This window comes from Thermincola ferriacetica (assembly GCF_001263415.1).
Taxonomy (GTDB): domain Bacteria; phylum Bacillota; class Thermincolia; order Thermincolales; family Thermincolaceae; genus Thermincola; species Thermincola ferriacetica.
This window is the reverse complement of sequence record NZ_LGTE01000001.1, coordinates 24508-51333: the sequence shown is the minus strand read 5'-3', so window position 1 is coordinate 51333 and position 26826 is coordinate 24508. Positions and strand designations below refer to the sequence as shown.

Annotated in this window: 27 protein-coding genes, 2 tRNA genes, 1 pseudogene and 1 riboswitch; of the genes and pseudogenes, 8 read left to right on the top strand and 22 right to left on the bottom strand. The window is 44.9% G+C overall.

Translation table 11 applies throughout. The features are described 5' to 3' along the window. Positions 1-99: 99 nt before the first annotated feature. From Tfer_RS00285 to Tfer_RS00265, 5 genes are read left to right on the top strand one after another with little or no spacing between them, the layout of a single operon-like run. Complete coding sequence (locus tag Tfer_RS00285; protein WP_052216381.1) at positions 100-1506, top strand: YheC/YheD family endospore coat-associated protein; 1407 nt, start codon at positions 100-102, stop codon at positions 1504-1506. 3 nt (positions 1507-1509) lie between these two features. After that, entirely contained in the window at positions 1510-2952 is a 1443-nt protein-coding gene (locus tag Tfer_RS00280) for a YheC/YheD family endospore coat-associated protein (protein WP_052216380.1), read from the top strand. Then, positions 2927-4402 (top strand): YheC/YheD family endospore coat-associated protein, encoded by a 1476-nt coding sequence (locus Tfer_RS00275; protein WP_052216379.1) that lies wholly within the window; start codon positions 2927-2929, stop codon positions 4400-4402. The genes Tfer_RS00280 and Tfer_RS00275 overlap by 26 nt, the downstream gene beginning before the upstream one ends. A gap of 32 nt (positions 4403-4434) precedes the next feature. Continuing rightward, entirely contained in the window at positions 4435-5517 is a 1083-nt protein-coding gene (locus tag Tfer_RS00270; RefSeq protein WP_052216378.1) for a YheC/YheD family endospore coat-associated protein, read from the top strand. Positions 5518-5545: 28 nt separating this feature from the next. Further along, positions 5546-7087 (top strand): putative amidoligase domain-containing protein, encoded by a 1542-nt coding sequence (locus Tfer_RS00265; RefSeq protein WP_052216377.1) that lies wholly within the window; start codon positions 5546-5548, stop codon positions 7085-7087. A 58-nt stretch (positions 7088-7145) separates the two neighbouring features. Here the strand turns inward: Tfer_RS00265 and Tfer_RS00260 are convergent, their stop codons facing one another. From Tfer_RS00260 to sigK, 8 genes are all read right to left on the bottom strand, one after another. After that, positions 7146-8051, bottom strand: coding sequence for an acetamidase/formamidase family protein (locus tag Tfer_RS00260; RefSeq protein ID WP_052216376.1), 906 nt, complete (start codon positions 8049-8051; stop codon positions 7146-7148). A gap of 34 nt (positions 8052-8085) precedes the next feature. Then, entirely contained in the window at positions 8086-8958 is an 873-nt protein-coding gene (locus Tfer_RS00255) for a DUF1028 domain-containing protein (RefSeq protein WP_013119981.1), read from the bottom strand. A gap of 12 nt (positions 8959-8970) precedes the next feature. Further along, positions 8971-9807, bottom strand: a complete 837-nt coding sequence (locus Tfer_RS00250) for an ABC transporter permease (protein ID WP_013119980.1) — start codon at positions 9805-9807, stop codon at positions 8971-8973. An 11-nt stretch (positions 9808-9818) separates the two neighbouring features. Continuing rightward, positions 9819-10766, bottom strand: coding sequence for an ABC transporter permease (locus Tfer_RS00245; RefSeq protein WP_013119979.1), 948 nt, complete (start codon positions 10764-10766; stop codon positions 9819-9821). Between the two features lie 12 nt (positions 10767-10778). After that, entirely contained in the window at positions 10779-12374 is a 1596-nt protein-coding gene (locus Tfer_RS00240; protein ID WP_052216375.1) for an ABC transporter substrate-binding protein, read from the bottom strand. Positions 12375-12406: 32 nt separating this feature from the next. Further along, complete coding sequence (locus Tfer_RS00235) at positions 12407-13363, bottom strand: ABC transporter ATP-binding protein (protein ID WP_013119977.1); 957 nt, start codon at positions 13361-13363, stop codon at positions 12407-12409. A gap of 1 nt (position 13364) precedes the next feature. Further along, entirely contained in the window at positions 13365-14336 is a 972-nt protein-coding gene (locus Tfer_RS00230; RefSeq protein ID WP_052216374.1) for an ABC transporter ATP-binding protein, read from the bottom strand. A 278-nt stretch (positions 14337-14614) separates the two neighbouring features. Next, complete coding sequence (gene sigK, locus Tfer_RS00225; protein WP_041587705.1) at positions 14615-15322, bottom strand: RNA polymerase sporulation sigma factor SigK; 708 nt, start codon at positions 15320-15322, stop codon at positions 14615-14617. A gap of 208 nt (positions 15323-15530) precedes the next feature. Between sigK and Tfer_RS00220 the strand changes: the two genes are divergently transcribed. Beyond that, complete coding sequence (locus tag Tfer_RS00220; RefSeq protein WP_052216372.1) at positions 15531-16157, top strand: trimeric intracellular cation channel family protein; 627 nt, start codon at positions 15531-15533, stop codon at positions 16155-16157. 15 nt (positions 16158-16172) lie between these two features. Here the strand turns inward: Tfer_RS00220 and Tfer_RS00215 are convergent, their stop codons facing one another. The 9 genes from Tfer_RS00215 to Tfer_RS17240 form a co-directional block, all read right to left on the bottom strand. Continuing rightward, positions 16173-16673 (bottom strand): nitroreductase family protein, encoded by a 501-nt coding sequence (locus Tfer_RS00215; RefSeq protein ID WP_013119973.1) that lies wholly within the window; start codon positions 16671-16673, stop codon positions 16173-16175. A gap of 88 nt (positions 16674-16761) precedes the next feature. Further along, complete coding sequence (locus Tfer_RS00210; RefSeq protein WP_152908926.1) at positions 16762-17010, bottom strand: hypothetical protein; 249 nt, start codon at positions 17008-17010, stop codon at positions 16762-16764. A 92-nt stretch (positions 17011-17102) separates the two neighbouring features. After that, the gene (locus Tfer_RS16415; protein ID WP_013119971.1) at positions 17103-17252 is read right to left on the bottom strand and encodes a hypothetical protein; all 150 of its coding nucleotides are present in this window, start codon (positions 17250-17252) and stop codon (positions 17103-17105) included. 546 nt (positions 17253-17798) lie between these two features. Continuing rightward, a complete protein-coding gene (locus Tfer_RS00205; RefSeq protein ID WP_052216370.1) occupies positions 17799-18047 on the bottom strand; it encodes a hypothetical protein in 249 nt (82 codons plus the stop codon). 282 nt (positions 18048-18329) lie between these two features. Then, positions 18330-18893 carry a hypothetical protein gene (locus tag Tfer_RS00195; protein ID WP_052216368.1) on the bottom strand — a complete coding sequence of 188 codons (564 nt, stop codon included), beginning with the start codon at positions 18891-18893 and terminating at the stop codon, positions 18330-18332. Positions 18894-18919: 26 nt separating this feature from the next. Continuing rightward, positions 18920-19453 carry a hypothetical protein gene (locus tag Tfer_RS00190; RefSeq protein ID WP_052216367.1) on the bottom strand — a complete coding sequence of 178 codons (534 nt, stop codon included), beginning with the start codon at positions 19451-19453 and terminating at the stop codon, positions 18920-18922. Between the two features lie 1139 nt (positions 19454-20592). Further along, positions 20593-20847, bottom strand: a complete 255-nt coding sequence (locus Tfer_RS00180) for a hypothetical protein (protein WP_052216365.1) — start codon at positions 20845-20847, stop codon at positions 20593-20595. A gap of 44 nt (positions 20848-20891) precedes the next feature. After that, positions 20892-21110, bottom strand: coding sequence for a hypothetical protein (locus tag Tfer_RS00175; protein WP_052216364.1), 219 nt, complete (start codon positions 21108-21110; stop codon positions 20892-20894). A 157-nt stretch (positions 21111-21267) separates the two neighbouring features. Continuing rightward, on the bottom strand, positions 21268-21360 hold the full coding sequence (locus tag Tfer_RS17240; RefSeq protein WP_152908925.1) for a hypothetical protein: 93 nt from the start codon (positions 21358-21360) through the stop codon (positions 21268-21270). Between the two features lie 156 nt (positions 21361-21516). Here Tfer_RS17240 and Tfer_RS00170 point away from each other — a divergent pair. Continuing rightward, a tRNA-Cys gene (locus Tfer_RS00170) sits at positions 21517-21591 on the top strand. Positions 21592-21709: 118 nt separating this feature from the next. Continuing rightward, a tRNA-Leu gene (locus Tfer_RS00165) sits at positions 21710-21798 on the top strand. A gap of 189 nt (positions 21799-21987) precedes the next feature. On the opposite strand, the pseudogene dnaA reads toward Tfer_RS00165, so the two are convergent. The 5 genes and pseudogenes from dnaA to Tfer_RS00135 all read right to left on the bottom strand — a co-directional run. After that, positions 21988-22992 (bottom strand): annotated as a pseudogene (gene dnaA, locus Tfer_RS00160) (chromosomal replication initiator protein DnaA); the annotation flags it as partial. A 26-nt stretch (positions 22993-23018) separates the two neighbouring features. Beyond that, the gene (locus Tfer_RS00155; RefSeq protein WP_052216362.1) at positions 23019-23684 is read right to left on the bottom strand and encodes a hypothetical protein; all 666 of its coding nucleotides are present in this window, start codon (positions 23682-23684) and stop codon (positions 23019-23021) included. A gap of 16 nt (positions 23685-23700) precedes the next feature. Further along, positions 23701-23898 (bottom strand): hypothetical protein, encoded by a 198-nt coding sequence (locus tag Tfer_RS00150; RefSeq protein WP_052216361.1) that lies wholly within the window; start codon positions 23896-23898, stop codon positions 23701-23703. A gap of 89 nt (positions 23899-23987) precedes the next feature. Next, positions 23988-24983, bottom strand: coding sequence for a helix-turn-helix transcriptional regulator (locus Tfer_RS00145; RefSeq protein WP_083436679.1), 996 nt, complete (start codon positions 24981-24983; stop codon positions 23988-23990). 86 nt (positions 24984-25069) lie between these two features. After that, positions 25070-25161, bottom strand: a riboswitch (cyclic di-GMP riboswitch). Between the two features lie 131 nt (positions 25162-25292). After that, complete coding sequence (locus Tfer_RS00135) at positions 25293-26744, bottom strand: S-layer homology domain-containing protein (RefSeq protein WP_052216358.1); 1452 nt, start codon at positions 26742-26744, stop codon at positions 25293-25295. Positions 26745-26826: the final 82 nt, after the last annotated feature.

The following is a 26826-nucleotide window of genomic DNA, read 5'->3' as shown; positions in this document are numbered from 1 at the left end:
TTATCAATGCTATGCTATCAATACTATGCCCTCTCACATACTATAAAGTGTGGTAAGAACCGTAATTTTTCCTTTTACAGAGAGGGGCTCAGTATTTACATGATACCGGAAAACTTCGCGATCAGGGTGGATGCAAGCCTGGCGCCTGAAACCTGTTCTGTCCCCGGTCATCTTCTGCTTGCATTACAGGTTAAGCCGGACCAACCGGTAACCATATTTGCCGGTAACAGACAGGCCAGGGCCAACCTAAAAGAATCAAATTTTCTTCCCCAGACCATATCAATTTCTCCGGCTACCGCCGCACAACTTTATATACCACCGGAACTAAAGCTGGACCTGATGGTCCTGCCGGGCAGGGGTACCCTGCGGCTGGGACCCTTTATCGCTATCTATGGTTACAAAAACCTGGCCGGCCGAAGAATTTTCAGCGAACAGACTTCCTATTTCGGAAAGTTATGTCAGGTTTCCAGGAAAATACACGCCTTAACTTATGTTGTTGCTCCCGAAGACCTCAATATCAACGCCGGTTTTACGTACGGACATGTACTGGAAAAATCCGCCACCGGACTGCGGTGGACAAAAAAGGCCCTTCCCCTGCCCGATGTATTTTACGACAGGGGCCTCTTCCCAAAAGGACCACATAAAATGACTAGCATAAAGGTCCGGCGGTATCTGCGGGCTGCCTGGGGCGACAAGTTTTTTAACCCTAAATTTTTCGATAAGTGGCGGACTCATCTCTGGTTAAGCGAACATGCCGTTTTACGGAGATATCTGCCTACCACGGTACATATTCAGGCAGCCGAAGCGGCCAAAAACTTTATTGCGCGTCACAGTTCTGTTTATCTTAAACCTTCCGGCGGCAGTTCAGGCAGAGGTATATTGCGGGTCAGGCGTGACAGAAATTCATACACCTGTGAGTACCTGAAAAAGAAAGTGATTTACCGCTCAGTTTACGGCAACCTGGACCAAATGTGGCAGGATCTCCTGGATAAACAGATGCTCAATAAAAAGTTTATTGTTCAGCAGGACCTCAACCTGGCCAAATACCAGGCAAGACCTTTCGACGTAAGGGTCCTGATGCAAAAAGGCCTGGACGGAAAGTGGAGATTAACAGGGATGGCGGCCCGGTTAGGAGGTTCTAATGCGATTACTACCAATTTACATGCCGGCGGAACGGCTCAGCCTTTAGAACAAATACTGTCTGCCCTCTTTGGGGCGAAAAAAGCATATCAAATGCAAAGCGAAATTGAACATCTCTGTTTTCTTACCTGTAGTTGGGTTGAGCAGGTAAGCGGTCTTCAATTCGGTGAAATTGCGGTAGACGTCGGCATAGATAACACAGGTAAAATCTGGTTAATTGAACTTAATGCGGTTCCCGGCCGTACAGTGTTTACCAAAATTGGGCCAGCCCATTTAACCAAACAGGCTGTCTCCAGACCAATCGAGTACGCCCTGTACCTGGCAGGTTTCGGAAAAATGCAAAACAATGAACAGGAGCTGATTTAAAACATGTTGTTTTTGGAGATTAAAACCATCTCCACAGAAACTGCAGATAAAGCCTATCTCACTGAAGAAGGGTTCAAAGCCCTTGACTGCACGGAGAGCGAACTTTTTACCATAAAGGCCGGCTGCAACGAAGTTAAAGTAAATCTGTACAGGTTGAACCAATCAACCAACTCAATAGTTGGCCCCAGGGTTCAGCTTTATTTACCAAAAATTACCTACAAATACCTTAATCTGCCGGAATCTCTTGCTTTATCGGCTCTGGTTGACAGGCCGAAAAAAACAATAAAAATCGGCCCTTTCCTGGGTTACCTGATTACCAGAAATAAAAGGCTCAGAATCCCTCCCTTCACGACACAAAGACCCATGTTGCAACTGTTTTCGAAAATTGCCCGGGAATACGGAGTCATATCTTTTGCCTTTGCACCTCAGGACATTGATTGGCCCAATCGGAAAATAAACGGGTACATTGCCACACCATTGCCTGACGGAAATGTATTGTGGCGAAAAGACACCTTTCCATTTCCAGATGTAGTTTACAACCGGGTTCTGAACCGCAGCTCCGAACGCAAAGATTTGATTAATGAGACGGTTAAAAACCTGCAAAAAGTCCCCGGTCTACACCACTTTAACCCAAGGTTCCTGAATAAATGGGAAACACACATCATTTTAAGCCGCAACCCCGGTATGGTCGAATATTTACCGCAAACAGCGCTGCTCAGGAATTTTAGCGACATAACCGAATTCCTGAACAAATACGGCAAAGTATATATCAAACCTATCAACGGCAGCCTGGGCGCCAACATAATTAAACTGGAAAAAGTACCTACCGGTTTTCAATTTCAATACCGCAGAAAACGAAAAAATCAAAGCGGTATCTGGCCCGACAGACTGGCCCTGCAAACTGAACTCACAAAACTTCTTGGCCGCAGGTTATACGTGGTGCAGCAGGGCCTGGACCTGCTAACCTACCAGGGAAGAGTATTTGACGTTAGGGTATTGCTTCAGAAAAACGGGTCCGGCCGGTGGACAACAGCAGCTACAGTGGCCAGAGTTGCTTCAGAAAACAGCATTTTCCCGAATATTGCTGCCGGAGGGACAGCTATACCAATCGAAAAAGTATGGGAGTCCTTTACTTTCGGGGACTGGAAAACCAGTGAAATCCGGCAAAAACTGTTGGACTTGGGCAGCAACGTACACAAAACCCTGGAGGAAGAACTGGGAAACTTTGCCGAGTTAGGCCTTGATGTCGGTATTAGCAAAACAGGTCATGTTTGGCTAATCGAGGTAAATTCTAAACCGTCCCGTAAAGTCTTTCCCAAAAATCAGCCGCACCTTAAAGTACAATCCATAATAAACATCATTGATTACGCCAGATACTTGTCCGGTTTTTCAAATCCACAAAACAACACAGGTGACTACTATGAATCCAATCTTTATACAGATTGAATGGTCGGAACCGGCCGCGGGCTGTGACTATGCTCTTTATTTTCCGGCCAGACTTTTTAAAAAACTGGGTCTGGAAGCAAACGCTGCCTATATACTGCAAACCGGCTCCTTCCATACCCAGATCCTGGTAAAAATTAACGAACATACTCATCCCCTGCACAATAAAATCAGTTGTTCAAAAACCCTTGCCAGCCGTATTAACATTCCGGCCGGCTCTGTACTGACCCTGCGTTTGCTCGGCAGGATAATAAGAATTGGACCGCTGATCGGTCTGTTAACAGTAAAATTCGACAATCCTGAGAACCCCTTCGGAAGACAGGCCAAATTCTTGCGGGCCCTGTGCGACAGAGCATCCAGGGCAGGCGCTCTGGTTTACGTTTTTACACCGGAAGATATCTTGCCGGACAATATATTTGTCAGTGGTTATATTCCCGAATTACCACAAACGGACGCCGACGAAGAATGTATCGTGCAGGGAGATTCAGAGAACAGTTATGATGCTTCCGAAAACCGGGAACCTCCAATGCGCTGGATGCAGTTGACCCTGCCCTGGCCTGATATTGTTTATAACCGGATTCCTTCACGTTACTGGGAAAAACAGGAGGCTTGTCAAAATGCTCTAGCTTATATCCAGAATATCATGCAAATTCCCGTTTTTAACCCCGGATTTCTGGACAAATGCGAGGTGCAAGAAAAACTAGTAGTCCATGCCATTGCCCACCGTTACTTACCTGAGGGAACAGTTTTTGCCGGGCCGGAAACCCTGGCCCTGTTCGCTGACAGGCACCGGCAAATTTATTTGAAACCATCTTCCGGAAGCCTGGGTAGGCGAATTATCAAGATTTCCAAGGAAGGAGAACAGTTTAAGTACAAATACCGAACAAAAGACGGCGTTATTATCGAAGGTGAACAGAGGGGAGCGGCAGAACTGGTCAAAATTCTCCGTCCCGTTATGGAAAACCGTGTATACCTGATGCAGCAGGCTATTCCTTTAGCTTTATATGAAGGCCGGGAATTTGATATACGGCTGCTCATGCAGAAAGACCGTTTCGGTCGCTGGCGCAGAACGAAAGCCTATGTGCGCATTGTACAGCCTGGCGGACTCACTGCCAACCTAAACGGTGGAGCGATGGCAAAATCTATAGTTGAAGTAATCAGGCAGGTATTTAATGAAGATTTCCTCCAACCGGCTGGTATTGGTGAAAATGTTCGCCGGGCAGCGGAAGAGGTTGCTTTGGCTGTTGAAGAATGTTTTCCGGGCTTATGGGCTGAACTGGGCCTTGACTTCGGCATCGACGTGCATGGAAAACTCTGGTTGATTGAAGTTAACTCCAAGCCTTTCAGGGCTCTGACCACCTCCGTAGGATTGACCCAGAGAATAGAACGTTCTTTCCTGCGTCCCCTTGAATTTGCCAGGTTCTTTACCGGCTTTTACCCACATAGTATATAATAATTGACCAAATGGATAAGGAGGTAAAAAGTTTGCTCAAAAAAGGCCCCAGTCTTGCGATTTTAAGCAGTTTAAGACCAACATCAGACCTCCCTTTTGGTGGGCAAACAGAACCTTTTTTGGAAATCATAAATATAGCTCGGAAAAGAGGCTGGAATGCTTTTGTTATTACACCTGAAGACATAGAATGGGATAATCGTTCGCTATTGGGATACGTTCCTAAAGAGTCAGGCCTGGCCTGGAAACAAGTCCCTTTTCCTATGCCGACGGTAATTTATAACCGGCTGCCTAACCGTTCCATTGAACAAAAAGATGAGTACCGCGAAATACTGAGCAAAATAAAGCAGGCTTATGGAAAACGTTTTTTTAATCCCTTTTTCCTGAATAAATGGTCAATTTACCGGATACTGGCTTCGTACCGTTTCACCAAAAACCTGCTGCCTGAAACCCATAAGTGGTCTATAGAAAACTTCCGGGCAATGCTGCAAAAATATCCTGCCCTTTATATCAAGCCTGTTGACAACAGTCTGGGAATAGGTATTTTTCGGATAACTCATGAAAAGGAACAGAACCAGATAATACTGTGGGATGCCAATAAAAACCAAACCGCCTTTACCCATGATAATTTAATCAGGGCCTGGTCAGACCTACCCTTCCACAACAGCCCTTACCTCATTCAAAAGGGGATATCCTTGGCTCAGGTGGACGGCCGGCCCTTCGATTTCCGGGTTTTATACCAAAAAGACAAAAACGGCCAATGGAAAAAAACAGGCTTTGCCGCCCGTATAGCGGGCGAAGGAAGTATCACCACGCACGTTATGTACGGCGGTTGTCGTGCCCCCGGCTACCACCTGCTCAAGCAGGTTTTCGGCAAAAAACATGCCCAACTGCTGCTTAATAAGCTGTCCCGCATTGGCCGAATCGTGCCCGCTCTGATAGAAAGGGCTTTAAAAGAGCAGTTTGGCGAAATGGAATTTGATATCGGCATTGATAAAAAGGGGAAAATATGGGTTTTTGAAGTTAATTCCAAACCATTCAAATTTGATGAACCTTTAATCAGGGCTAAATCCCTGGTCCGTCTGATGCATTATGTCAACTATCTGGTAAAAACCTGACCATATGCTGCCTTAAGGAGGGTAAGCCTTGCAAAAGCCCGTTTTACTGCACTGCGAAGATAATTCAGGCAGCAGTTGGAAAAAATATTTTGCCGGTTTTAACTGTCAAACAGCCCCACCGCATGAGATAACTGGCCCCCTTGTCCGGTGGGGAAATATACAAGGTACTGACAACCGGGACCTTACCTTAAACAGAAAAGAGTCTCTGGTTAATGCCCTGAATCGGGAAAAGGCTCTGCAGTTTCTCAGGCTGAACAGGATTCGGCAACCTAAAATTACTGTGCCCACTCCTTCTTCACCTTATCCCTTGGTAGCCAGGCATTTGCATCCAAGAGAAAGTAACCGAGACCGAATAATTTACAGCTATGCCGAAGTGGCCAGGATAAAAGCCGACTTTTTTGTCCAGTACATCCCTACCCTGCGGGACTACAAAGCCTGGGTATTTGATGCCAAGGTCTTTTACCTGGAAAAAAAGGTACCGGTTGTAAGCAATACATCCCTTTGGCTGTCTACACCCTCCGAACAATACGAACCTGTTCCCGTCAATTTGGACTCTGATACCGAAAAAGCCTGTCTTCTGGCAGTAAAGGCAACCCACCTGTTAGGGCTTGACTTTGCCAAAGTAAGATTATGTGTTGATATGAAAAACCGTCCGGTAGTTCTTGATGTCAACCCTGTTCCCAATCCACATCCGGAAGCCTCGCCCAAACTGGTGCAACTGATAAAAAAGCGCTTACTGGCCAGGCAGCACCGACCGGCATCCGGAGAGATATGGCTGGGGGCTGACCCCGAGTTTATTCTAAGAAACAAAGATAACGGCAACCTTATTTACCCTTCGCATTTTATTCAAAAAGACGGGTTATTTGGTTATGATGAACGAAGCGAACGTCGGGAAGGTAGACTTTATCCGCTGGCTGAAATTCGTCCGACACCCGATACCTGTCCCCTGAGGCTGACCGAAAAAATCCGGCACAGCCTGCAGTACGGCGTAACCCGCATCCCCTATAAAAACGTAGAATGGTTGGCCGGTAGCATACATTATAACAGATACCAAATCGGCGGCCACATTCATTTTTCAGGTGTCGAATTATCATCGGCTCTGCTGCGGGCTTTGGATAATTACCTGGCCATACCTGTGAGCTTAATTGAAGATCGTGAAGCCGCGGTTAAACGCAGAAAACAATACGGCGGTCTTGGCAATATAAGAAATAAGCCACACGGCGGTTTTGAATACCGTACCTTGGGCAGTTGGCTGGTTTCACCGGAAATCACAAGAGCTACACTGTGTCTGGCCCTACTGGTGGCCTACGAACACCACAGCCTAAAGCGTGACTTCTTCCAGTCTTATGAAATGCAAAGGGCCTTCTACAAAGGCCAGAGTGAAAAGTTCTACGAACTGTTTCCCCTGCTGTGGGAAGATATTAAGCAAACCCATACCTATTGGAAATATGAAAAAGAGCTGCAAATTATACCAGACATGATCTCCAGGCGGGAAACCTGGGATGAACAGCAGGACATACGGATGAAATGGAGGCTGGAAATCCCCGGAATGTCGTGGTTCAAAAGCTGATATTTTGAGTTCAGTTTTAAAAAAAAGGAAAAAGCCTTTAAGTAAACCGTACGGGAACTTAAAGGCTTTTCAGCCGGTCCGGGTTAAATCCATATCTGGTTAAAATCCAGCGGGGGACAACCAAGCGTACTGTTTTTAACGGATCTACAACCTGCGATATTTGTAAGTCTCCAACAGCGCTTAAGAGCATACCGGCATCATTAAAAGATAACCCCAGCTTCACCAGGCAGTCAATGGCATACTCGGTCACTTTTGTCACAGCCTCATCCAGTGTTGCCGCTGAGCTTAGGAACGCTGTAATTTCGTCATTCATAACAACGGGTTCTTTAACGGAAAAGTTTTTCAGCACCTCTACCCTTACCGTAACTTGCGCTGCCGCCTCAATACCGGTAACCCATACTTCTCCGTCTCCCATACGCGCGTGGACATCACCCAAAGCCAACAAGGCGCCTGGTACAGCCACCGGTAAAATAAGGTCGTTGCCGGCACAAATAAGGTTGGTATCCAGATTTCCGCCGTGGGCCCCGGGTATGCCACAAGGTATTTCACCGGACGCCGGCGCCACGCCGATAACACCCACCATCGGTTTTACCGGCAGCGCAATATCATTAAAATAAGCGGTACTGCCCTTAATGGGAAGAATTTTGATTTCCGGCTCTTTTACCCTGTTACCCAGCACACCGCAATCAGGAATGGCAGCCATAACCCCCCGGTCAGCCAGGTCTATTTTCAAAATACTCACCCGGATGCTGTCACCAGGCCGGGCATCTTTTATATAAACCGGGCCGGTGGCGGGGTTAATCTGTTCCCAGTCGATATTATCAACCGATTGTTCGGCCTCAACTATCTGGTTGGCAAAACAATCCAAGGTTTCAAATACGATCACGTCCCCCGACCGGGCAACGGCAACCGCCTCCAAATCAGGGTTAAACCCGTAAATTACTTTATCTGCTCTGATTTTCATCAATCTAACCCCATTTACTGAAATGCAACTTCATTTATTGGGTCTTTTTGCGCATAAATTCTACCACTTCCAGGTCAATAAAACCCTGTGGCTGAATGCGCTCATCGAAGTTTTCCATGAGGTGGAATTCATGCAGCGCTTCCCAGAAGGTCGGCGTTGGTTCTGCGGCGCCCGTTTCTATTTTATAATAACCCCAATCAGCTAAAAGCTGCTGCAATTCCCTGAAAAGGTCTCCTTCCACGCGCAGGACATTTTCCGGCCTGGTTTTATAGAAATAAAGTTTATATAATCCGTGTAGTCTGATTAATTCCTGAACCGGCTCCGGGTGGTCATCTACGCGGAGATCTATGTACCGGTCATTAAAGCCCCCATAACCTCCCTTTTCTTTAAGCACAACCAGCGCCGCCGACTGCTTGCCACGCTTGTCGCCACCCGCATTGGTTCCGGCCTCGAGAGCCTTTAGTAGACGTTCAGCCAAATCACCTTCCGTTTTGATAAAGGTTTCGGCCATGGCCTCAACGGTTTCCGGGCCAACTAGAATATTTCCCTGGCAGGAGAAATTCGGTCCTGTCTTATGACCGGCCCAGGGGAAGCAGTCTTTGCCTGTATAAGCGGCGCTGTCCCCATTGGCGCTTAAAATACCAACCTGGCGTAACTCGCGGTGCTCATCCTTCGCCAGTAAAATCTCCAGAATTTCCTGGGGAGATTTGCCTTCCTTCAATAATTTCATAGCATCCGGACCAAAACTGGTATTCGCCCAGGATTGGGTGGCCACAATACCTGTCCCTGCCTCCCCATAAGGTACTATCGCACCAACAGCCATAAATTTCGACTGCACCGCAACACCAATTTCGCCCGTCTTTGGATCTAAACCACATATGGAATAAGTTGCAACAAGTTTAGCCATAATTTCCTCCTCTTAATCTCTAAGTTTGGGGTCCAGTGCATCTCGCAACCCATCGCCGAGCAAGTTTAAAGATAAAACAACCAGAAAAATCATTAAACCAGGCAACAGTGAAAGATGAGGCGCCACCCTGATATATTTCCTGCCAAGGCTCAGCATCAGCCCCCATTCAGATGTAGGCGGCTGTGCGCCTAATCCCAAAAAGCTCATCCCTGACGCTGCCACAATCATCCAGCCTACATCCAGGGTTGCCGCAACAACCAGAGGGCCTAAACTATTGGGAAGAATGTGTTTGAACATTATTCTGAAATCGCTGGCTCCCAACGCCCGCAAAGCTTCGATGAATTCTTTTTCCTTCAGGGACAACACCGTCCCGCGGATTATCCTGGCGTAATAGGGTATACCAACAATGGCAATGGCCAGCATGGCGTTAACAAGTCCGGGGCCCAGGGCCGCAATGATGGCAATGGCCAGGAGTACATAAGGAAAAGCCAGCAAAATGTCCATAAACCGCATGGCCAATGTGTCAAAAAAACCTTTGTAATATCCGGCCAGCAGACCTATTAGGACGCCCCAAAACATGGCAAAGGCAACGGCAAAAAAGCCAACCGCTACAGAAATTCGGCCCCCCCATAACAATCTGGACAATATATCCCGGCCCAACTCATCGGTGCCAAGAATGTGACCCGGTGTACCAATAGGCTTCAAACGGTTAAAGGTATCGATGGCATTAGGGTCATAGGGAGCAATCAGCGGGGCAAGCAAACTGAGTACCAGTATTGTAACTAAAACCAGGGCGCCTACAATGGCCGCTTTATCTTTAAGAAGCCGTTTTAAAACTTCATTCTGCACCCCTATCCCCCCTATTTGTAACTAATCCGTGGATCCACAAAAGCATATAAGATATCAACAATCAGGTTGACCAGCACATAACTGGAGGCCACCAAAAGAATAATTCCCTGCACCAACGGAAAATCCCGGGCCAGTATACCGTTCACCATTAACGTGCCTATGCCCGGCCAGCCAAAAACGATTTCCACCAGCACGGCTCCGGCAAGTACGTATCCGACCTGCAGGCCGGTAACAGTAAGCACAGGAATTAAAGCGTTTTTCAGCGCATGCTTGTAAATAACTATCTTTTTCGGCAATCCCTTGGCTTTAGCCGTACGAATGTAATCATGCCGTATAACTTCCAGGATGGACGAACGGGTCATGCGGGCGATTACTGCTGAAGAACCGGCTGCCAAAGCCAGGCTGGGCAGGATAAGGTACCTCAGCATATCCAAAAATCCGCTGCCACCGGGGCTGTGCATTCCCGATACAGGAAGAACTCCCAGTTTCAGGCCGAAAATAATCTGCAAAATGATACCCAACCAGAACACAGGCAGGCAGAAACCGACAAGGGCAATCAGCATAAGCAACCGATCCCAGAAGGTGTACTGCTTAATGGCAGAAACAATTCCTGCTATTAAGCCGAAAATTACAGCAAACAGCATACTTCCCAAAGCCAAAATGGCCGTTGCGCCAAACCTGTCCAGTATAAGGGGTAGAACTTCCCTTTTTAATTGTATCGAACGGCCCCAGTCACCGACAAACACCTTCCCAATCCAACGCAGGTACTGAACATACCAGGGGAGGTCTAGCCCCAGTTGAGACCTGAGCTCAGCCAGGGCTTCCGTTGTGGCTTTGGGACCGAGAATGATTTCCGCCGGATCACCGGGAGCTAAGTGCATGATAATAAAAACCAGAAAACTTACGCCAATGAGAACCGGTATTAGGCTTAATATCCGTCGGAAAATATATCTCCCCATAATGATCCTCCACTACTTTATTGTAACTCCTCTAAACCGGAAAACTCCCGTTGGATGCAACTTGAATCCTTCAATGTTTTTCTTCATAGCCACAATCTGAGTCTCGTGATCGACTAAAACAACAGGAGCGTCGGCAGTAATGATTTTCTGGGCCTCCTCATACATAGCTGCCCGCTTGTTCTGATCCTGCTCAGACCTGGCTTTGTCCAGCAGTTCATCCAGCTTGGGGTTCTTATAGTAGCTGTCGTTAAATCCGTCTGTTGGATACTGCTTACTGCTGTACAAAATGTAAAGGAAGTTGTCAGGGTCTCCGTTATCGCCGACCCAGGACATCTGGTGCATCAGCATGTCGTTTTTATCTGGCGGCGAGAAAACTTTGTCCAGGTAAGTACCCCATTCCATGGTTTGAATCTTGACTTTAATACCTACTTTAGCCAAATCGGCCTGAATAGCAGTGGCCATGGTAGTAGGCTGCTGCATACCGGAACCGGACTCGGGCACCCAGTAGGTTACTTCAAAACCGTTTGGATAGCCGGCTTCTTTTAAAAGCTGCTTGGCTTTTTCGGGATTATATTCATATTTGGTTACGTCGTCGGTATGGCTCCAGATTACCGGCGGCAGCGGAGAATTGGCCAGCACACCTGTATCCTTAAGAATATCTTTTACGATGGCTTCGCGGTTAATGGCATAGTTTACAGCCTGACGTACGCGTACATCGTTAAAGGGTTTTTTCAGAGTATTCATGGCTGTCCACCAAGTGTGCATACCCGGTTGTTTGATAACTTTGAAATCAGGGTTAGCTTCTAAGCGGCTCAAATCATCAGGTGAAACACCTACGATAAAATCAACATTGCCGGATTCTAATTCAGTAACCCTGGTGGTATCATCAACAATAGGCTTGAACACCAGGCGGTCAATTTTGGCCTTTTCACCCCAGTAATTGGGGTTTTTCTCCAGAATTATCTCTACACCCGGCTCCCATTTTACAAATTTATATGGGCCGGTTCCAACAGGGTTTTTACTAAAATCTTTGCCGTATTTCTTGACGGCTTCGGGGCTAACAATGGTGGCCGAATGCATAGCCAGGTTGGCCAGGAACGGAGCGAAAGGCTCCTTTAAGACAAAGGTTACTGTATAGGGGTCAACCACTTTGACCTCTTTCACCTTACCAAAAGTGAAATCGGCATAAGCAAATTCACCGGTGTTATGGTAGGGGTGGTTCTTATCGATCTGCCTGTCAACGGTAAACTTAACGGCATCGGCGTTAAACGGTGTGCCGTCATGGAACTTGACATTTTTGCGCAAGTAAAAGGTATATGTAAGACCGTCTTTCGATATATCCCACTTTTCAGCAAGACAGGGCTCAATTTCTGTACTCTCATCTTTAAAACGTACCAGCCCCTCAAACATTTCCATCCCTGCACGGGTGGAATTGAAATCGGACATCTGGTTGGTGTCCAACGTAGTAGGCTCTGCCTGCAGACCGACTACTATCTGCGAAGGGCCCTGAGAATCACCCTGGGCCTGGCCGTCTCCCTTACCGCCACAGCCGATCAAGCCCAGTGCAAGAAACAGCACTAGTAAAGTTAATCCAAACCTCTTCCACATCTTCCTGCTTCTCCTCCTTATAATCTTTAATTTTATTTATATAAATGACAACGCACCCACCGGTCTTCGCTTATGTTCTTTACCGGCGGTGACGTTTGTCGGCAAGCCTCGGTCGCGTACCGGCACCTGGTATGAAAGCGGCAACCTGGGGGCGGGTCAATGGGACTAGGAATTTCGCCCTGGATCAGGTTAAAATCAAGTTGCACCCGTGGATCCGGTTCCGGAGCCGCTCCAATGAGCATTTTGGTATAAGGATGCAAAGGTGAAGAGAATAAGTCATCGACGGCGGCATATTCTACAACTTCCCCCAGATACATAACAGCCACATAATCACTGATATGCCTAACCACGTTTAACCCGTGGGCAATAAACATATAGGTAATATTTTCTTTCTGTCTTAACTCTTCCAACAGGTTAATAATCTGCGACTGAATGGAAACGTCCAAAGCTGATACCGGTTCGTCGCATACAACAAACTCAGGTTTCAATGCCAAAGCCCGCGCTATGGCAATCCGCTGCCGTTGCCCGCCCGAAAACTCATGCGGGTACCGGTTGGCCGCTTCCTCCCCAAGGCCAACTTTATTTAAAAGTTCGCCGACAACCTTTTCCTTGTTTAACCCCGAAGTCCGGTTATGGATGACCAAAGGCTCCCACAAAATACTGCCTATTTTTTGCCTGGGATTTAAGGAAGAAAAAGGGTCCTGAAAAACAATCTGCATTTTCTCTCTCAATAGGTTCAATTCTTTTCGTGACAAGGAATACACATTTTTGTCGCCATAGAAACATTCGCCGGAAGTTGGCTCTATCAGGCGTAGGATCAGTCGCCCCAGGGTGGATTTACCGGAACCTGATTCACCAACAACTCCCAGGGTCCTTCCCCTATAGATATTTAACGATACATCAGTCACGGCTTTTACGGTTTTCCCTTTATGTCCTTTAACCGGAAACAACTTATTGAGTTTTTCTGTTCTGATTAAGACCTCGTTCATGTTACGCCTCCCAACAAGCTGCCCAATGGCCTTCCCCATATTCTTTATATGGCGGAATCTCCTTAAAGCAGCGCTCACTTGCTTTGGGGCACCTGGGTGCAAATCCGCAACCCTGTTGAATTTCCCAGGGGTTTGGAACAAATCCGGGGATAACCGTTAATGGTCCTTTTTGTGCGGCTATGCGCGGAATTGAATTGAGCAGACCTTGGGTGTAAGGATGTATAGGCTTCTTAAACAGCTCATCAGTAAGAGCATTTTCCAAAATTTTACCCAGGTACATAACCATAGTACGCTGGGCTGCCTGAGCCACCACACCCAAATCGTGCGTTATCAGCAGAATAGTGGTCCCGTACTCTTTTTTCAGGTCCAGCAAAAGCTTGAGTATCTGGGCCTGAATAGTCACATCCAAAGCCGTGGTAGGCTCGTCCGCTATAAGAATCCGCGGCGAACAGGCCAGAGCCATGGCTATCATGGCCCGCTGCCGCATACCGCCGCTTAATTGATGCGGGTAGCTTGCCGCTCTTTTAGCCGGTTCAGGTATTCCCACATGTGCCAAAAGTTTTTCAGCTTCCGCCAAAGCACTTTTTTTGTCATAATTCCTGTGGTACCGCAACACTTCCGCAATCTGTTCTCCCACAGTGAATACAGGGTTCAGGGCAGTCATGGGCTCCTGGAATATCATGCTGATTTTATCGCCACGGATTTTGTCCATTTCTGTTTCCGACAACTTGTTCAAATCCCTGCCGTCGAACAGTATTTCACCTGATTCAATTTCAAGCGGCGGTTTAGGCAGTAGTCCCATTATCGAAAGGGCTGTCAAACTTTTACCCGAACCTGACTCACCGACTAATGCCACAGTTTCCCCCTCATAAAGAGAAAAATCCACCCCTTTTACCAAGGGATAGCTCCGCCTCTCTCGTTTTAAATTTATTTTAAGATTATGTACCCTCAGGACTTCCTTTTTCCCTGTCATATCTTCACCTCAAAGATATTCATAATAATCGCTCTAATCCGATGTCAAGAAAACCAGACAAAAAATGCCAATAATACCGTATAAAAAAACAAAGTTACCGCTTAGGAGCCGCGGCAAACTTCTATGAATTTTATTTTAAACTATTTAACTTTTTTTCGCAATATAATAATTTTTTCTACCATAACAGTCTGGTAATCCGAAAAAATGGGCGAGCTTCAACATGAGAAAAAGGCAAACCTGCCCTTAACTTCAACTTTGGTTTTTCAGGCGAAAACCTTTCACTGACACCCTTCCGCCTTAAAATCCTTCGTCAGCTTATTCAACGCCCGTTTCTCTATCCTGCTTACATAGGACCGGGAGATGCCGAGCTTCCGGGCGATTTCCCGCTGAGTCTTGCGAATGCCGTTCACTAAACCGAAACGAAGCTGCAGTACGTTCTTCTCCCGGTAACTTAGCTTCTTGACCTTTTCCAGAAGCCTGCGCTGTTCAAACAGGCTCTCCACAGTATCAAGAACAATTTCCGATTCTGTTCCCAAAACATCAATCAGGGTTATCTCGTTACCTTCTTTATCAACACCGATAGAGTCGTAAAGGGATACCTCAACCCGGTTTTTCTTGGTTGCCCGCAAGTGCATAAGGATTTCGTTCTCGATACACCTGGCAGCGTATGTAGCCAGGCGGGTTCCCTTGTACCTGTTAAAAGTGTTGATGGCTTTAATCAATCCAATGGTACCAATAGAAATCAAATCATCGTTATCATCCAACGCACCGTCAAACTTTTTAACAATGTGGGCAACCAGCCTCAAATTACGCTCGATCAGAACATTCCTCGCCTCTTCATCGCCTTTTTCCAACAGTTCCAGATACTTTTGCTCTTCCTCTTCACTTAAAGGTTGAGGAAAGGTGTTATTCGAAATATAGGATACCAATAATAATAAAGCGTTCAGAGCGCCCAAAGCAATTGCCGTCCACAGCCCCGATACCATAAAAAAGCCCCACCCCCAAAATATTCTCATCGAACCATAACTCCATCACTTTAATTTTATTCTGTCAGTAAGGGAATGGTGCCAGTCTTAGCAGTGGTAATTTTTTATATTATAAATAAGTCCGGATCATATTGAAATCAGTTATTTTTTGTATTATACTCCAATCAAATATGCATAGGTGATTCGTAGGGGGGCGGTTAGTCTGCTTTTGCTGAGTATCTTTGAAATAATAGGAACAGTAGCCTTTGCAGTTTCCGGTGCTTTAACAGGCATTAAAAAACGCCTGGATTTTTTCGGGGTGTTGATGTTAGCCATTACGACGGCTATCGGCGGAGGTATAGCCAGGGATTTAATTATAGGCAATACCCCTCCTCTGGCCTTCAGACATCCTATTTATATCACCATTGCCTTAGTTTCCACCGTTGGTGTTTGGATTTTTTACAGGTACTTATTCCGTTTAACCAATGTTATCCTGATATTTGATGCTATTGGTTTAGCCGTATTTACGGCCAACGGGGCGCGCCTTGCCTTTGCCGGCGACTACGCCTCCCTTTCAGTGGCCGTTTCCCTTGGCGTGTTAACAGGGACCGGAGGCGGCATCCTGCGGGATATCTTTGTCCAGGAAATACCCATGGTTTTCAGGAAAGAAATCTACGCCACAGCTTCCATTATCGGAGTCTTGGCCCAGTATTATTCAAGGATTTTTTTCCATGGAAGTTGGCCGCTCTATATCTGTTTTGCGACCACTTTATTAATCAGACTTATCGCCATGAATTTCAAGATGAACCTGCCTGTACCAAAAATTAACAACAGAGATGTTAATGACAACTTTTAATTTAGCTGGGTCCCTTTACCATCTATCGTAATGGACTCTTGTTTCATCGTACCGCTCGACCGGCGGTTTCTCTTCTGCCGGGTAACCGATAGAAACAAGGGAAAAAGGGATAATATTATCGGGTATATTGAGGAGTTTTCTCAAACCTGTCATGCGTTCTTCAACCGGATAAATACCCAGCCATACGGCGCCCAGTCCCTTGGCCTGCACAGCAATAAGGATGTTTTCTGTTGCTGCGGCGCAATCCTGTACCCAATACCCTTTAAACTTTTCCAGTTGTTCATCACCGCAGACCAGGATAGCCAAAGGAGCTTCTTTAAGCATATGGGCATAAGGGTGAAATTCCGGAACTTGGGTCAGGATTTGGCGATCTTTAATAACTATAAAATGCCAGGGGCGTTCATTACCCGCTGATGGCGCGCTCATAGCCGCCCGCAAAAGGTCTTTCACAGTGTCGTCCGGCACAGCATCGCCCGTATATTTTCGAATACTCCTGCGCGAAAAAATAGCTTCCATTGACATCCCTCCACGCTTTTATTTTTACAATTTATAATTAGCCGCAAATTCCGTGTCCCCTGCCTGAATAGAAGATTTTTCTGCCCTGTTAACCCAGATGCTCTCTATATGCTTTGATCCCTTGTTCCAAAGTATCAGCGCACTCGGGATACTTCAGAAATTCAGAATGTACCATGGCAAAAGCCCGCCGAAACTCCGGATTATCTTTTAAAGCTTTCGTCGAAATTTCCAACAGCATGGTAGCACTTTTGACCAAATGATCTCTTTTTGCCGGGTCTGTCTCCCTAATTTCCTTTACCAATTTCTCCAAAATACCTGTTGCCGTATCTAATAACAAATTTTTCACCTCGGAAACAGTGTTCCCCAACCCGTGCCTGAACATGCATTACGCAGTGTTTCAATCCATACACCTGCATGGGGTACGACGGATTACCTCTTTTTCAATGTAGCCCAGGGCAGTACTTCGGGGTCCTCTGTAAAAAAGGGGCACAGTTCCTTATAAAAGGTTCCTACCTGTCCGGAACAGCCGTTTTTAAAGTTTTCACATTGTTCACATAAGATGCAGGCTTCCCAACACATAATATCATCTCCCCAAGTTTTTGGTTCTAGATGTTCTTTTTAGTATATTGTATGATGTATACCAAATTAAAATCTATTTTTTTAAATAAAAAATATAAACTTTCACGAAAAGTGAAAGTTTCAGGCTGTTGACAAAGGTTAAAATCTTAAGATTCAGGGAGATTAAATGATTCCTCCGCTCTGGGCGAAATCTCCATCGGATAACCGCTCCCGCTTACGCGGCTCGCGGACCGATGGACGATTTAAGCCCCGCTCCGGAAAACATTTAACCTCCACTTTTCTTGCTTTGTCTACAATCTGGCCCGGTATCTTTATCTAGATACCGGGTTTGCTGTTCTAGTGTCATCAATCTTTTGTTGTTGTTCCATGGCAGGTAAATCGTACCTTTACCTTGATTCTTGGTTTGCTATTGAATATAAAACAAACATTAGGCTGTTAAAGGTTCCAGAGTAACCTTAACACAGTGCGAACCTAATACAATCACTTCACAATCAACTAAGTTCGGCCTATTTTATCAAACTCGCCAACCATATAGTAGGTTATCCCTTATATTTCCAAAGGCTTATAACCGTAAAAATCACGTGGATTATTCTCCAAATAGTCCTGTAAAAACTTCTCAATTTCCGCCTGTTTCTCTTCTCTTACCTCTTTCAGCCATTGATCTTGATCCAAGCGCTGCTCCTCTCGTCTTTTCAGCCAATTTATAGATTTTAAATCCTCCTGCAAATCGCGGTATCCTCCAATGTTAAAGGAGTATTTAACACTATCCCAAAACCTATGAAACAAACCCATCAAAGTAACACCTCCAATAATAAAAGGGTAGTGCTGCCGTGTTGGTAATGACAGTACTACCCTTTGTTTATCGGCTAAAAACAAGCAAAGCTTTAATTACTAGGAAGTTTATAAACCCCGCAGGGCTCATACCCGTGGGCTTTAGCATCTGCCACATCTTTAAACCAAATTTGATTTTTAGCTTTAATCTCTTTTGCCCATTGACAATGAGGGTAATGATACTTGCCTTTAGATTCAACGGGAATAGCAAAATGAAATAGTTTAGCGCCAAATCGATATATGGGATTACTCCTTCTTTTTGCTTGCTTGTTTTTCTTTAATCTTTTGTTCTAACACTTTGTAATCCATGCTACGTTCTGGGGCCGGGTTTTCAGCTTTATCGCCTTTAATTTTGAATTGCCCTTGGTATCCACTTAAAATGCAATATAAGTCTTGATCAGCCGCATATCTCAAAAACAGAACATAATTTTTGCCTTCTTCCAGTATTTCAACCTTATCTACCTTGTAATTCACACCTTTGTAAATACCGCCATCTTGATCAATGGTGATTTCGGTTGGCAAATCTTTGCCAAGAGTATTTTTGTAAACTTCTTTCGGCTCAAAAATTACATTTGTTGTAATTACGTCGGGCTCATGCTTAACGAAAGCTTCGCCAACTTTTTTAACTTTGCCTTTAACTACTACGTCGGCTGCATCAAATAATTCGTCGGGGTTGGCGTAATAATTAGTCCAAGAAGCACTGACTTGTTGGGTTGGCACTTGGTTTCTAATATTATTGTAAGCCAGACCTCCAAGAATTGCTAAACAACCAAGGAGGTACAAAAAAATCGATATTTTTTTGAATTTCATTGTATGCACTTCCTTCCTACTGATTTTTAATATAGATAATTAACTCCGGCACGGTCATCAGTTTTCGGAGTATATACGCCTAATTTGTTTCTCCAATAATCATACCCTATCATTAAACAGATATACTCAGGTTTTTCAAAAAGCAAATATCCATTATTATCAGCCAAACCTAACGAGTGCCCCATTTCGTGGGCTATAACACTTTGCTTTTGAGTCCAAGTATAATTGCTCATCACATAGGAATTGATTTTGGTTGTCGCCGAAGTTGTTATGCCATACGCAGTTGAAATATTTGTTTCACCAGACCATTGTTTTGCTGAGTCACTAATTTTGTAGATTACATATTTCGACGCACTGTTTTCTTTCATTGTAACATCTGAGCTCCATGAATTCCCAGCAGCTGTACAAGTGTCAACCCAGTTCATTGATGCATCCCTTCTGTAAGTGACTGACGAAGAGCCCCATTTAGTCCCTAGGAGAAAATAAGCTTCAGCTATAGACACTATACCAAATAAAAACACGAGAGTAAAAATAAATATTTTTGCCTTCTTTTTAATCATAGAACCAACACCTCCAAAAATACGTATTAATTTATGTCTGTAAGAAAATACCATTTATATTAAAAAGTCGATAAATTATATTCTCCACAACTCTAGCTTTACCTTCCCAAAGAAAGACAAAAATATCGACAAATTCCAACACGACCAAAATGTTGTAAAGACGACAATAATTTTTCTCATATTTTTCTAGATAAAATTTGGCTTAATCTCGTTATAGTTTGAAATCATGACCACCCGCTTAGCAGGTGTTTGTTCTAGACGAGATTACTCCATTGTATATTTTGATGCAATCCACTTTAAAGTGCGGCAGGACATTAAAATCATAAACAAAAGATGATGCTTTAAGGAAGATAATTTACCTGGCTACCGACCAGGCAGCAAAGAAATGGAACATGCCGGTCAGAGAATGGCCAAAACGTTTATCGCAGTTTGCTTATTTACCCCGGATACAGCATTACTCGCCTTACATGTGCCATTCATGGCTGCAAATAAATCTTCCCCAGTATTTCCGCCAGGTATGCTCCCCTATAGGGGAGGAGAGAGGCTGACTTCCTCATCCTTCCTGCCCATCTGCAGACCACAACTCCGGAAACTGCCATTTTATTTCCTTTATTTTGGCGAACGGTGCCGCCATCTTATGAGGGCAGGCCTGAACGGCACGGTTCGCAATACTCAGGAGCAAGTCTATTCCATCCTGCATTAACTCTGGCTGTTTTACTTTTGGCAGGATGGAATTGTCTTGCGGCGGAAATGCCCCGGGGAATGAACTCCGCCGGGAACCCCGTGCCGTCAGCCGAGGGACAGGAACGTACAAGCCCTTCAGGAATAATTTGTCGTCATCATGTTTACTTGTTTACATGTTTTTAAGTTTAAATGTAGTTATTGAGCCACAGCGGATGGCGGATAGCCTGGCCACGGTTTTCCGGCCAGGCGAAGGTTCCCTTTTCCAAATAAAACTTTCTAAAAAGCGCCTTTAAATTGCCCTGTAAGGCCCTTCTCTTCAAACCGCTAATCAATAAGTGCCGCCATAGAAATCGGAATATATTGGTGGCTAGGTCTCTGTTAAATCACGGGTTGCGTACTAAATTCATCTTACTATAGAAGCCAAGACCCAGTTATCCAAAACCGGGCCTTGGCTTCTACACATCACGTTCAACTTTATTTATATACCACTTATCATTAACTTTTTTAAAGAAAAGATGTTCAAAATATGCGGATTCAATTGTATCGGACGGTTGTATTGCAACTACAGTTACAATTACTTCTTTTTCAGTGGGTGATTCCATATGAATAAACCTGATAGCATCGATTTTAACAAACTTATGCTTTTGAAAAATATCTACTTCTCCTTTTATAATATCTCTTTTTGCGTTTTCTTTTGTAATATCCAACAACGTCTGTTTATCGCCTTCATATTCTGCCTTTACATATTTACTAGCTATTTTTTAAGTTCAGCCTCAACTTGACTATCATCTTCTTTCTTTTGAAATTCATAGTTTTTAGCCTCATTTATCACACCATTATCTAATTGTTCTTGTTCCTGTTTGTTCTTTTGTACATCAGGGCTTGGTTTTTTATTATTATAGCAACCTAATGATATGAAAGCCATACATAGTAAAACTATTATTAATAAGACTCTTCTCATTGTAAACATCATCACTCCATTTCCCCAGACTTTTATTTTATCGGAGGATTGCAAACCCCGCAGGGCTCGTAACCGTGGGCTTTAGCATCCACCACATCCTTAAACCAAATTTGATTTTCAGCTTTAATTTCTTTTGCCCATCGACAATCGTTCACGAAAAGTGAAAGTTTTATTTTAGCTCATAAACAAGAACTCTATCATTTGCCCGGTCCGCAACACAGAGCACATTGCCTTTTAAAGCTATATCATTAGGAAAATTCATCTGGTCGTCGCCTAATCCCCGGCTGCCAAAAACGGCCTTTTCCAGTACAAAACGGCATGCATTTTTCCACTGTTACCAACGAATTTCAAATGCTTTGGAGTTGACTTGGCGTTTGGTTTGTGTTAATATAATACTTGTCAATTGCCCAGATAAGGTGGCGGCATGGCCAAGTGGCTAAGGCAGAGGACTGCAAATCCTTTATCCCCGGTTCGAATCCGGGTGCCGCCTCCAATTTTATATTAGTTGACAGTTAACAGATGACAGTTAGTAGTTACCTTTGATGAGGAAACCTTAAACAACTGCTAACCGTTAACTGTTAACTGTCAACTTCCTACTGTTAACTAAAAATGCCCGGGTGGCGGAACTGGCAGACGCACAGGACTTAAAATCCTGCGGGACCTAAATCCCGTACCGGTTCGATTCCGGTCCCGGGCACCACTTGTGAAGAGGCCTGAGAGGGCTTTTTTTATTTGCAAATGCAGGCCAAAGCTGCACAATGCCTGGGCAGGTGGTCAACTGCGTCTGTCCTGTTTGCCGATGAATTGACGTTCTGCGCTCATAAAAAACCTCCCTTAATTTATATTTCCAGGCCTGTTTAATTTGATAATCCTTCTATACGAACATACCTTTTAAAGCCTCGTCGGCAAGGTCCAAAGTAATTTGGCTTTGTTTAACCGAAGCAAAAAGAATTATCCTGGTTAAGGCCCCCTCCAATTCCCTGGTGTTCGAATGAAATTGATCAGCTATGTACGTAATTACATCACCGGGTACATGTACATTTTCTGTTTCGGCTCTTTTCCTTAAGATTTCTGTCCGGGTTTCCAGGTCAGGCGGCTGGATATCTGCAATTAACCCACCCTCAAACCTTGAGCATATACTTTCATCCAATGCAGGCAATTGCTTTGGAGCTTGTTTTCCGGCCACGATAATTTGTTTGTTAGCTTCGTATAAAGCATTAAAAGTATAAAAAAATTCCTCCTGGGTCCTTTCTTTACCCGCCAAATAATGAATATCGTCAATTATAAGTATATCCATATTTCTATACTTACTTCGAAACTCTGCCGTCCGGTCGTCCCTAATGGCGTTAATTAACTCCATCGTAAATGCCTCTGCGGAAATATAAGCAACCCTGGCGCCGGGATTATTCTCAAGGGCAAAATTGCCAATCGCCTGTATTAAATGCGTTTTACCAAGCCCAACCCCACCGCAAATAAAAAGGGGATTATAAACTTTGGCCGGGGATTTTGCTACTGCAAGTGCCGCCGTATGAGCTAACCTGTTATTGTTGCCAACAACAAAGGTATCAAAGGTGTATCTGGGATTAAGACGGGTCGGCGGTGCAGAAGAATTAATTTTCGACTCTGACATTTGTTCACCTGTCTCAGGGAAGATGAAAGAAAGCTCCACTTTCAGATTTGCTGCTTCTTTTAATGCATTTTTTATAAGATTATAATAGCGGGTCTCTAGCCAATCCCTGGCAAATGCGTTAGGGACCCGGATGGTCATTGTATGATTATTGATATCGACCGGTTCAGTGCTTTTAAGCCACGTTTCAAAAGATGGTTTGCTTACTTGTTTTTTCATTATCGACAACGCATTCTGCCATAATTCACTCAGGTTAATACTTAACATCCCTAACCCAACCTCCATAAAATGGTTTAAAAAATGTATCCCAGCGGCCCCTTGCCAATTATTATTTTCTCAGACTTAAAAGCGTAATTACCGGCTTGGTAGCTGTCCGTATGCAAATATACAGCTTCTATCTGTAACCCACTGTAGGTATAAAATGAAACAGTGACAGACCCCTTTTCTTCAATTACAACGGGGCGCCAGTCCTTGGGATGTACCTCCAGCCACGGATAGTGAGGATCACTGCCCAATATGGTGTGGGTGCTCCAGGAGCACCCGTGCCACCTGGCACCAAATTCCCGTGCCTCCCGGGCAAAGAGGGAGGCTGACAAATATGACCAGGGGGTTCCATCGCCCTCAATAGCCTCCATGAAATTATCCAGCGCTCCCGGAGGTTTTGGCGGCTCCAGGAAATGGCCCCTCACCCGCTCACATTCTTCAGGCTCCGGAAAAGGTGCCTTTTCCGGCATTGCCCAGACAAAACCGTTGCCGTTTCCTCCTTCCCGAAATTGGTAGGCGCGTAAAATATACCCTTCTTTGATGTGCAAAGCTGAAAACACGGCAAGCAATCTCATAGGGTCAACCGCGCTTTTGCTCCAACCCTCCTGGGGCATCTGTTCGAACTCTCTGGCTTCAATTGCCCGGTCGCGCAACAGTTGTACTTTTTCGATAGGAAAAACCGTTTTTGTGTTCATTGGTCTGGCCTCCCTGCTACCGGCAGTCTTGCATTGCTGTGCTACAAAGCTTCAACGCATCTTGGCATTCATCCGCCGCGCCTCTTTCTGTTCCGGTAAGCTTACGAAAAAGTATCTCTGCCCTGTTAAAACAAGCTGCAAAGGACTTGTCCACATCATTATGCCTGATGTCAAAACAATACTGTTTGACGGCTACCTGCAGCGCCGTCCTCACCGCCATACACCGGAGGACTTAGAAAAACTCGTTGTGCAAACAACTGACCACTGTTTGTCACTTTTGTTCTCTTTTGCGAAAAATTTCCCCTAAACATACCTCTCCACCATTTTTTCCAGCTTCTCTCTCATCTGCCTCCGCAACTCCGCGGGCTCCAGTACCTCCACAAACTCCGCCCACTGCAGCAGCCAGCCGGTAAACTCATATATACCGGAAGTCCTATACGAAACAATAATCGACCCGTCCTCCAGCTCCTTCACAATTTGCTGGCTGGGGTGATACGCTAAAAGACGAAACCTGTATGCAATCTCTGACGATACTTTAATTAAGACATCCTGCGCCTCATCACTTGCATAAACGCCCCAACTTTCCCCAAAATAGCTGTCAAGACAAAAATCTTCAGGAAACCGAAATTTCTCTGTTCTTACAAACACATAATCAATCAGGTCAATTCTAAAGGTCCTGGTGTCCCTGTTTTTCCTGCAATAACCAATCAGGTACCACACATTGTGTTTACTGCACAGGCCATAAGGTTCCACATCTCTTGTGGACCATGCTCCCTTGGTCGGGGTAAAATACCGAATACTGACAACATTGTTTTCGGCCAGTGCATTTAATAACCGCGTCAATACTTCTCCGGCCTTCTTTATGTCCAGCAGTTGTTCCTCCACGATATGCACACGGTTCTGCAACTTCTTGATACCCTCCAACTGGCCGGCGTACCGGTTTTTGAACAGGGCTGCGATTAAGATGTCTTTAATCTGATTGATTTTTATCGCCAACGGACTCCCCTTTTGGCGCAGGATACTTAAAAACATTACCGCAGCAGTTTCCGAATCAATTTTTAGACCGAACATATCTTCTATTTTATACCGGCCGGTTTCTTTATTCCCTCTACCCGGTCTGGTCAATCTGACTCCCAGCTCCCGCTCCAATGTCATCAGGTCCCGGAAAACCTGACGCGGGGTAACCCCGCACTCCTGGGCTATTTCCTGAAGAGTAGCCCCTCCCCCGGGTGTTTTTAAACGGATGAAGTCCTGCATCTTGGTCAGTCGCACAGACCTGGTCAATTTGCTTTCGGGCATTTTCGTCACCTCATAATATAATCCTGGATAAACACAAAAAAGCCTACTCCGTGAAGGAATAGGCTTTCACCTCGTACCGTGATATCTGCTGCAACCTGGCGGTCCCTGCCTTTCCCGCGGCGTACCAGGACCCATGGCTTTGCGTCCCCCACTTTCGCGGAGTTTGCAAAATGACTTGTACCAATTATATTGTTCATTTTAATAAAATACTGCAGGAAGTCTATATTTTCCTGCAGTTTAAAACAGATATCGCTCGTCTTATTGTGACATTTTTCGACAACAGACCTAGCCGGCAATAACAGAGAATTTTTAATCATCATCTTTCATTTCTTCATCCTCTTTTTCCTCTGCCTGCTTTGTTTTTTCCTTTTCAATATCGATTTCTACCTTTTTGCCATTGGCAAACCTAACTTCAATCTCTAATTCTTTTACAGCATTTTCATCAATTTCCAGAACACTTAAAACCCGGTCGGCAATTTCTTGTTTCGTCATTTCACTGGTTAAAGCCATTTTCTCAACCAGCTCTTTAACCAGCGCTATATTTTCTTTATTTTTGTCTTCATTATTTTTGTCTCCATTATTTTTGTCTTCATTGTTTTTGTCTTCATTGTTGTTGTCTCCATTGTCTTCGTTTTTATCTTCGTCGTTTTCTTTCCCCTGCTCTTCTTTTACTTCACCGTAGACTTTCCCCTTCTCGTTTTTATATTCCAGTTTATATTCCCGGCCTTCCCCTGTATCCACTTTCACTTCCAGTTTCAAAATGCCCGGTTCCGTGTTCTCGACTGTTTCTTTATCCAGCAGGTACGCCTCAATTACTTTGTTATCTTTAATTACAAGGGTAACAACATCACCTTTCGCAAGCTGATTCGCCCGGATAAACCCATCCTTATTCTGAACCATTAAATCAGCGGGAATAAAATAGGTTGCACTGTCTCCGGCAAAGGTCCTGACTGTAACAGTTCCCGTTGTGGCCTCGTAAACCTTATCGGTTACTGAAATAGAGACGAAATTGATATCGGTTATAGTGCCATAGACTGTCACTGCGCCGGTATTTTCCAGCAGCCCGTTGCCTGTTTTATCCAGCAAAGCAGCCATTTCTGCCCTGGTCACGTTTTTGTATGGTTTAAATGTGTTGTCCGGATACCCTGCAATAATTCCCTGTTCAAGGGCTACATTTATGTAACCTATTGCTCCGGCCGGAATACTGTCTGCATCCTTGAAAACGGGGATTTTAGTCATCTGTTTGAGTGCATCCGCCTGTAGTCCTAAAGCTCTGACCAGCAGACTTGATATCCAAACGCGGGTGGCGGGTTTATTCGGTTGGATTTTTTCCTCCGTTGTATCAAAAAGCCCCTTTTCCAAGGCAGTAATCACATACCCTTTGGCCCAGGGATACTGTTTTTCCAGCAAAGCGGCATCCTTAAAATGAAGTTTTACGCTCTCGGCAGATTTGGCCTGGGCTTCCTTTTCCAAACCCATTAAGCGAACAGCCATGACAATTGCTTCTACCCTGCTGACAGGTTGGTTAGGCCTGAAAGTGCCGTCGGGGTATCCCGAAATCACGTTTTTAGCCTTCATTTTTGCAATAAACTCCGATGCCCATTTGGCCTCTTCGACATCGTCGAATTCTAAAATAATCTGCACCCGGCCGTCCTCATTAATTTTTGTTTTCATTTCTTTGGCCGAAACTTTAGGCGTTATTACGCCAAAAGTAAACAGCGCCACCAGCAACAAACTTAAAAACGTTCTCAACTTCTTCATTTTCTATCTCCTCCCTTTAATTTTTGCCGGTCAATTCCAAAGGATACCCGGCTTTTTGATATTCTAATGTTTATTACGGAAA

Bases quoted from the DNA above. Each gene is read 5' to 3' on its own strand.
- Tfer_RS00285 (WP_052216381.1), top strand. From the start codon at position 100: ATGATACCGGAAAACTTCGCGATCAGGGTGGATGCAAGCCTGGCGCCT.
- Tfer_RS00280 (WP_052216380.1), top strand. From the start codon at position 1,510: ATGTTGTTTTTGGAGATTAAAACCATCTCCACAGAAACTGCAGATAAA.
- Tfer_RS00275 (WP_052216379.1), top strand. From the start codon at position 2,927: ATGAATCCAATCTTTATACAGATTGAATGGTCGGAACCGGCCGCGGGC.
- Tfer_RS00260 (WP_052216376.1), bottom strand. From the start codon at position 8,051: ATGAAAATCAGAGCAGATAAAGTAATTTACGGGTTTAACCCTGATTTG.
- Tfer_RS00255 (WP_013119981.1), bottom strand. From the start codon at position 8,958: ATGGCTAAACTTGTTGCAACTTATTCCATATGTGGTTTAGATCCAAAG.
- Tfer_RS00245 (WP_013119979.1), bottom strand. From the start codon at position 10,766: ATGGGGAGATATATTTTCCGACGGATATTAAGCCTAATACCGGTTCTC.
- Tfer_RS00240 (WP_052216375.1), bottom strand. From the start codon at position 12,374: ATGTGGAAGAGGTTTGGATTAACTTTACTAGTGCTGTTTCTTGCACTG.
- Tfer_RS00235 (WP_013119977.1), bottom strand. From the start codon at position 13,363: ATGAACGAGGTCTTAATCAGAACAGAAAAACTCAATAAGTTGTTTCCG.
- Tfer_RS00230 (WP_052216374.1), bottom strand. From the start codon at position 14,336: ATGACAGGGAAAAAGGAAGTCCTGAGGGTACATAATCTTAAAATAAAT.
- sigK (WP_041587705.1), bottom strand. From the start codon at position 15,322: ATGGTATCGGGGCTGTGGACGGCAATTGCTTTGGGCGCTCTGAACGCT.
- Tfer_RS00215 (WP_013119973.1), bottom strand. From the start codon at position 16,673: ATGGAAGCTATTTTTTCGCGCAGGAGTATTCGAAAATATACGGGCGAT.
- Tfer_RS16415 (WP_013119971.1), bottom strand. From the start codon at position 17,252: ATGTGTTGGGAAGCCTGCATCTTATGTGAACAATGTGAAAACTTTAAA.
- Tfer_RS00195 (WP_052216368.1), bottom strand. From the start codon at position 18,893: ATGAAATTCAAAAAAATATCGATTTTTTTGTACCTCCTTGGTTGTTTA.
- Tfer_RS00190 (WP_052216367.1), bottom strand. From the start codon at position 19,453: ATGATTAAAAAGAAGGCAAAAATATTTATTTTTACTCTCGTGTTTTTA.
- Tfer_RS00175 (WP_052216364.1), bottom strand. From the start codon at position 21,110: ATGATGTTTACAATGAGAAGAGTCTTATTAATAATAGTTTTACTATGT.
- Tfer_RS17240 (WP_152908925.1), bottom strand. From the start codon at position 21,360: ATGAATTTTCCTAATGATATAGCTTTAAAAGGCAATGTGCTCTGTGTT.
- Tfer_RS00155 (WP_052216362.1), bottom strand. From the start codon at position 23,684: ATGAACACAAAAACGGTTTTTCCTATCGAAAAAGTACAACTGTTGCGC.
- Tfer_RS00145 (WP_083436679.1), bottom strand. From the start codon at position 24,983: ATGCCCGAAAGCAAATTGACCAGGTCTGTGCGACTGACCAAGATGCAG.
- Tfer_RS00135 (WP_052216358.1), bottom strand. From the start codon at position 26,744: ATGAAGAAGTTGAGAACGTTTTTAAGTTTGTTGCTGGTGGCGCTGTTT.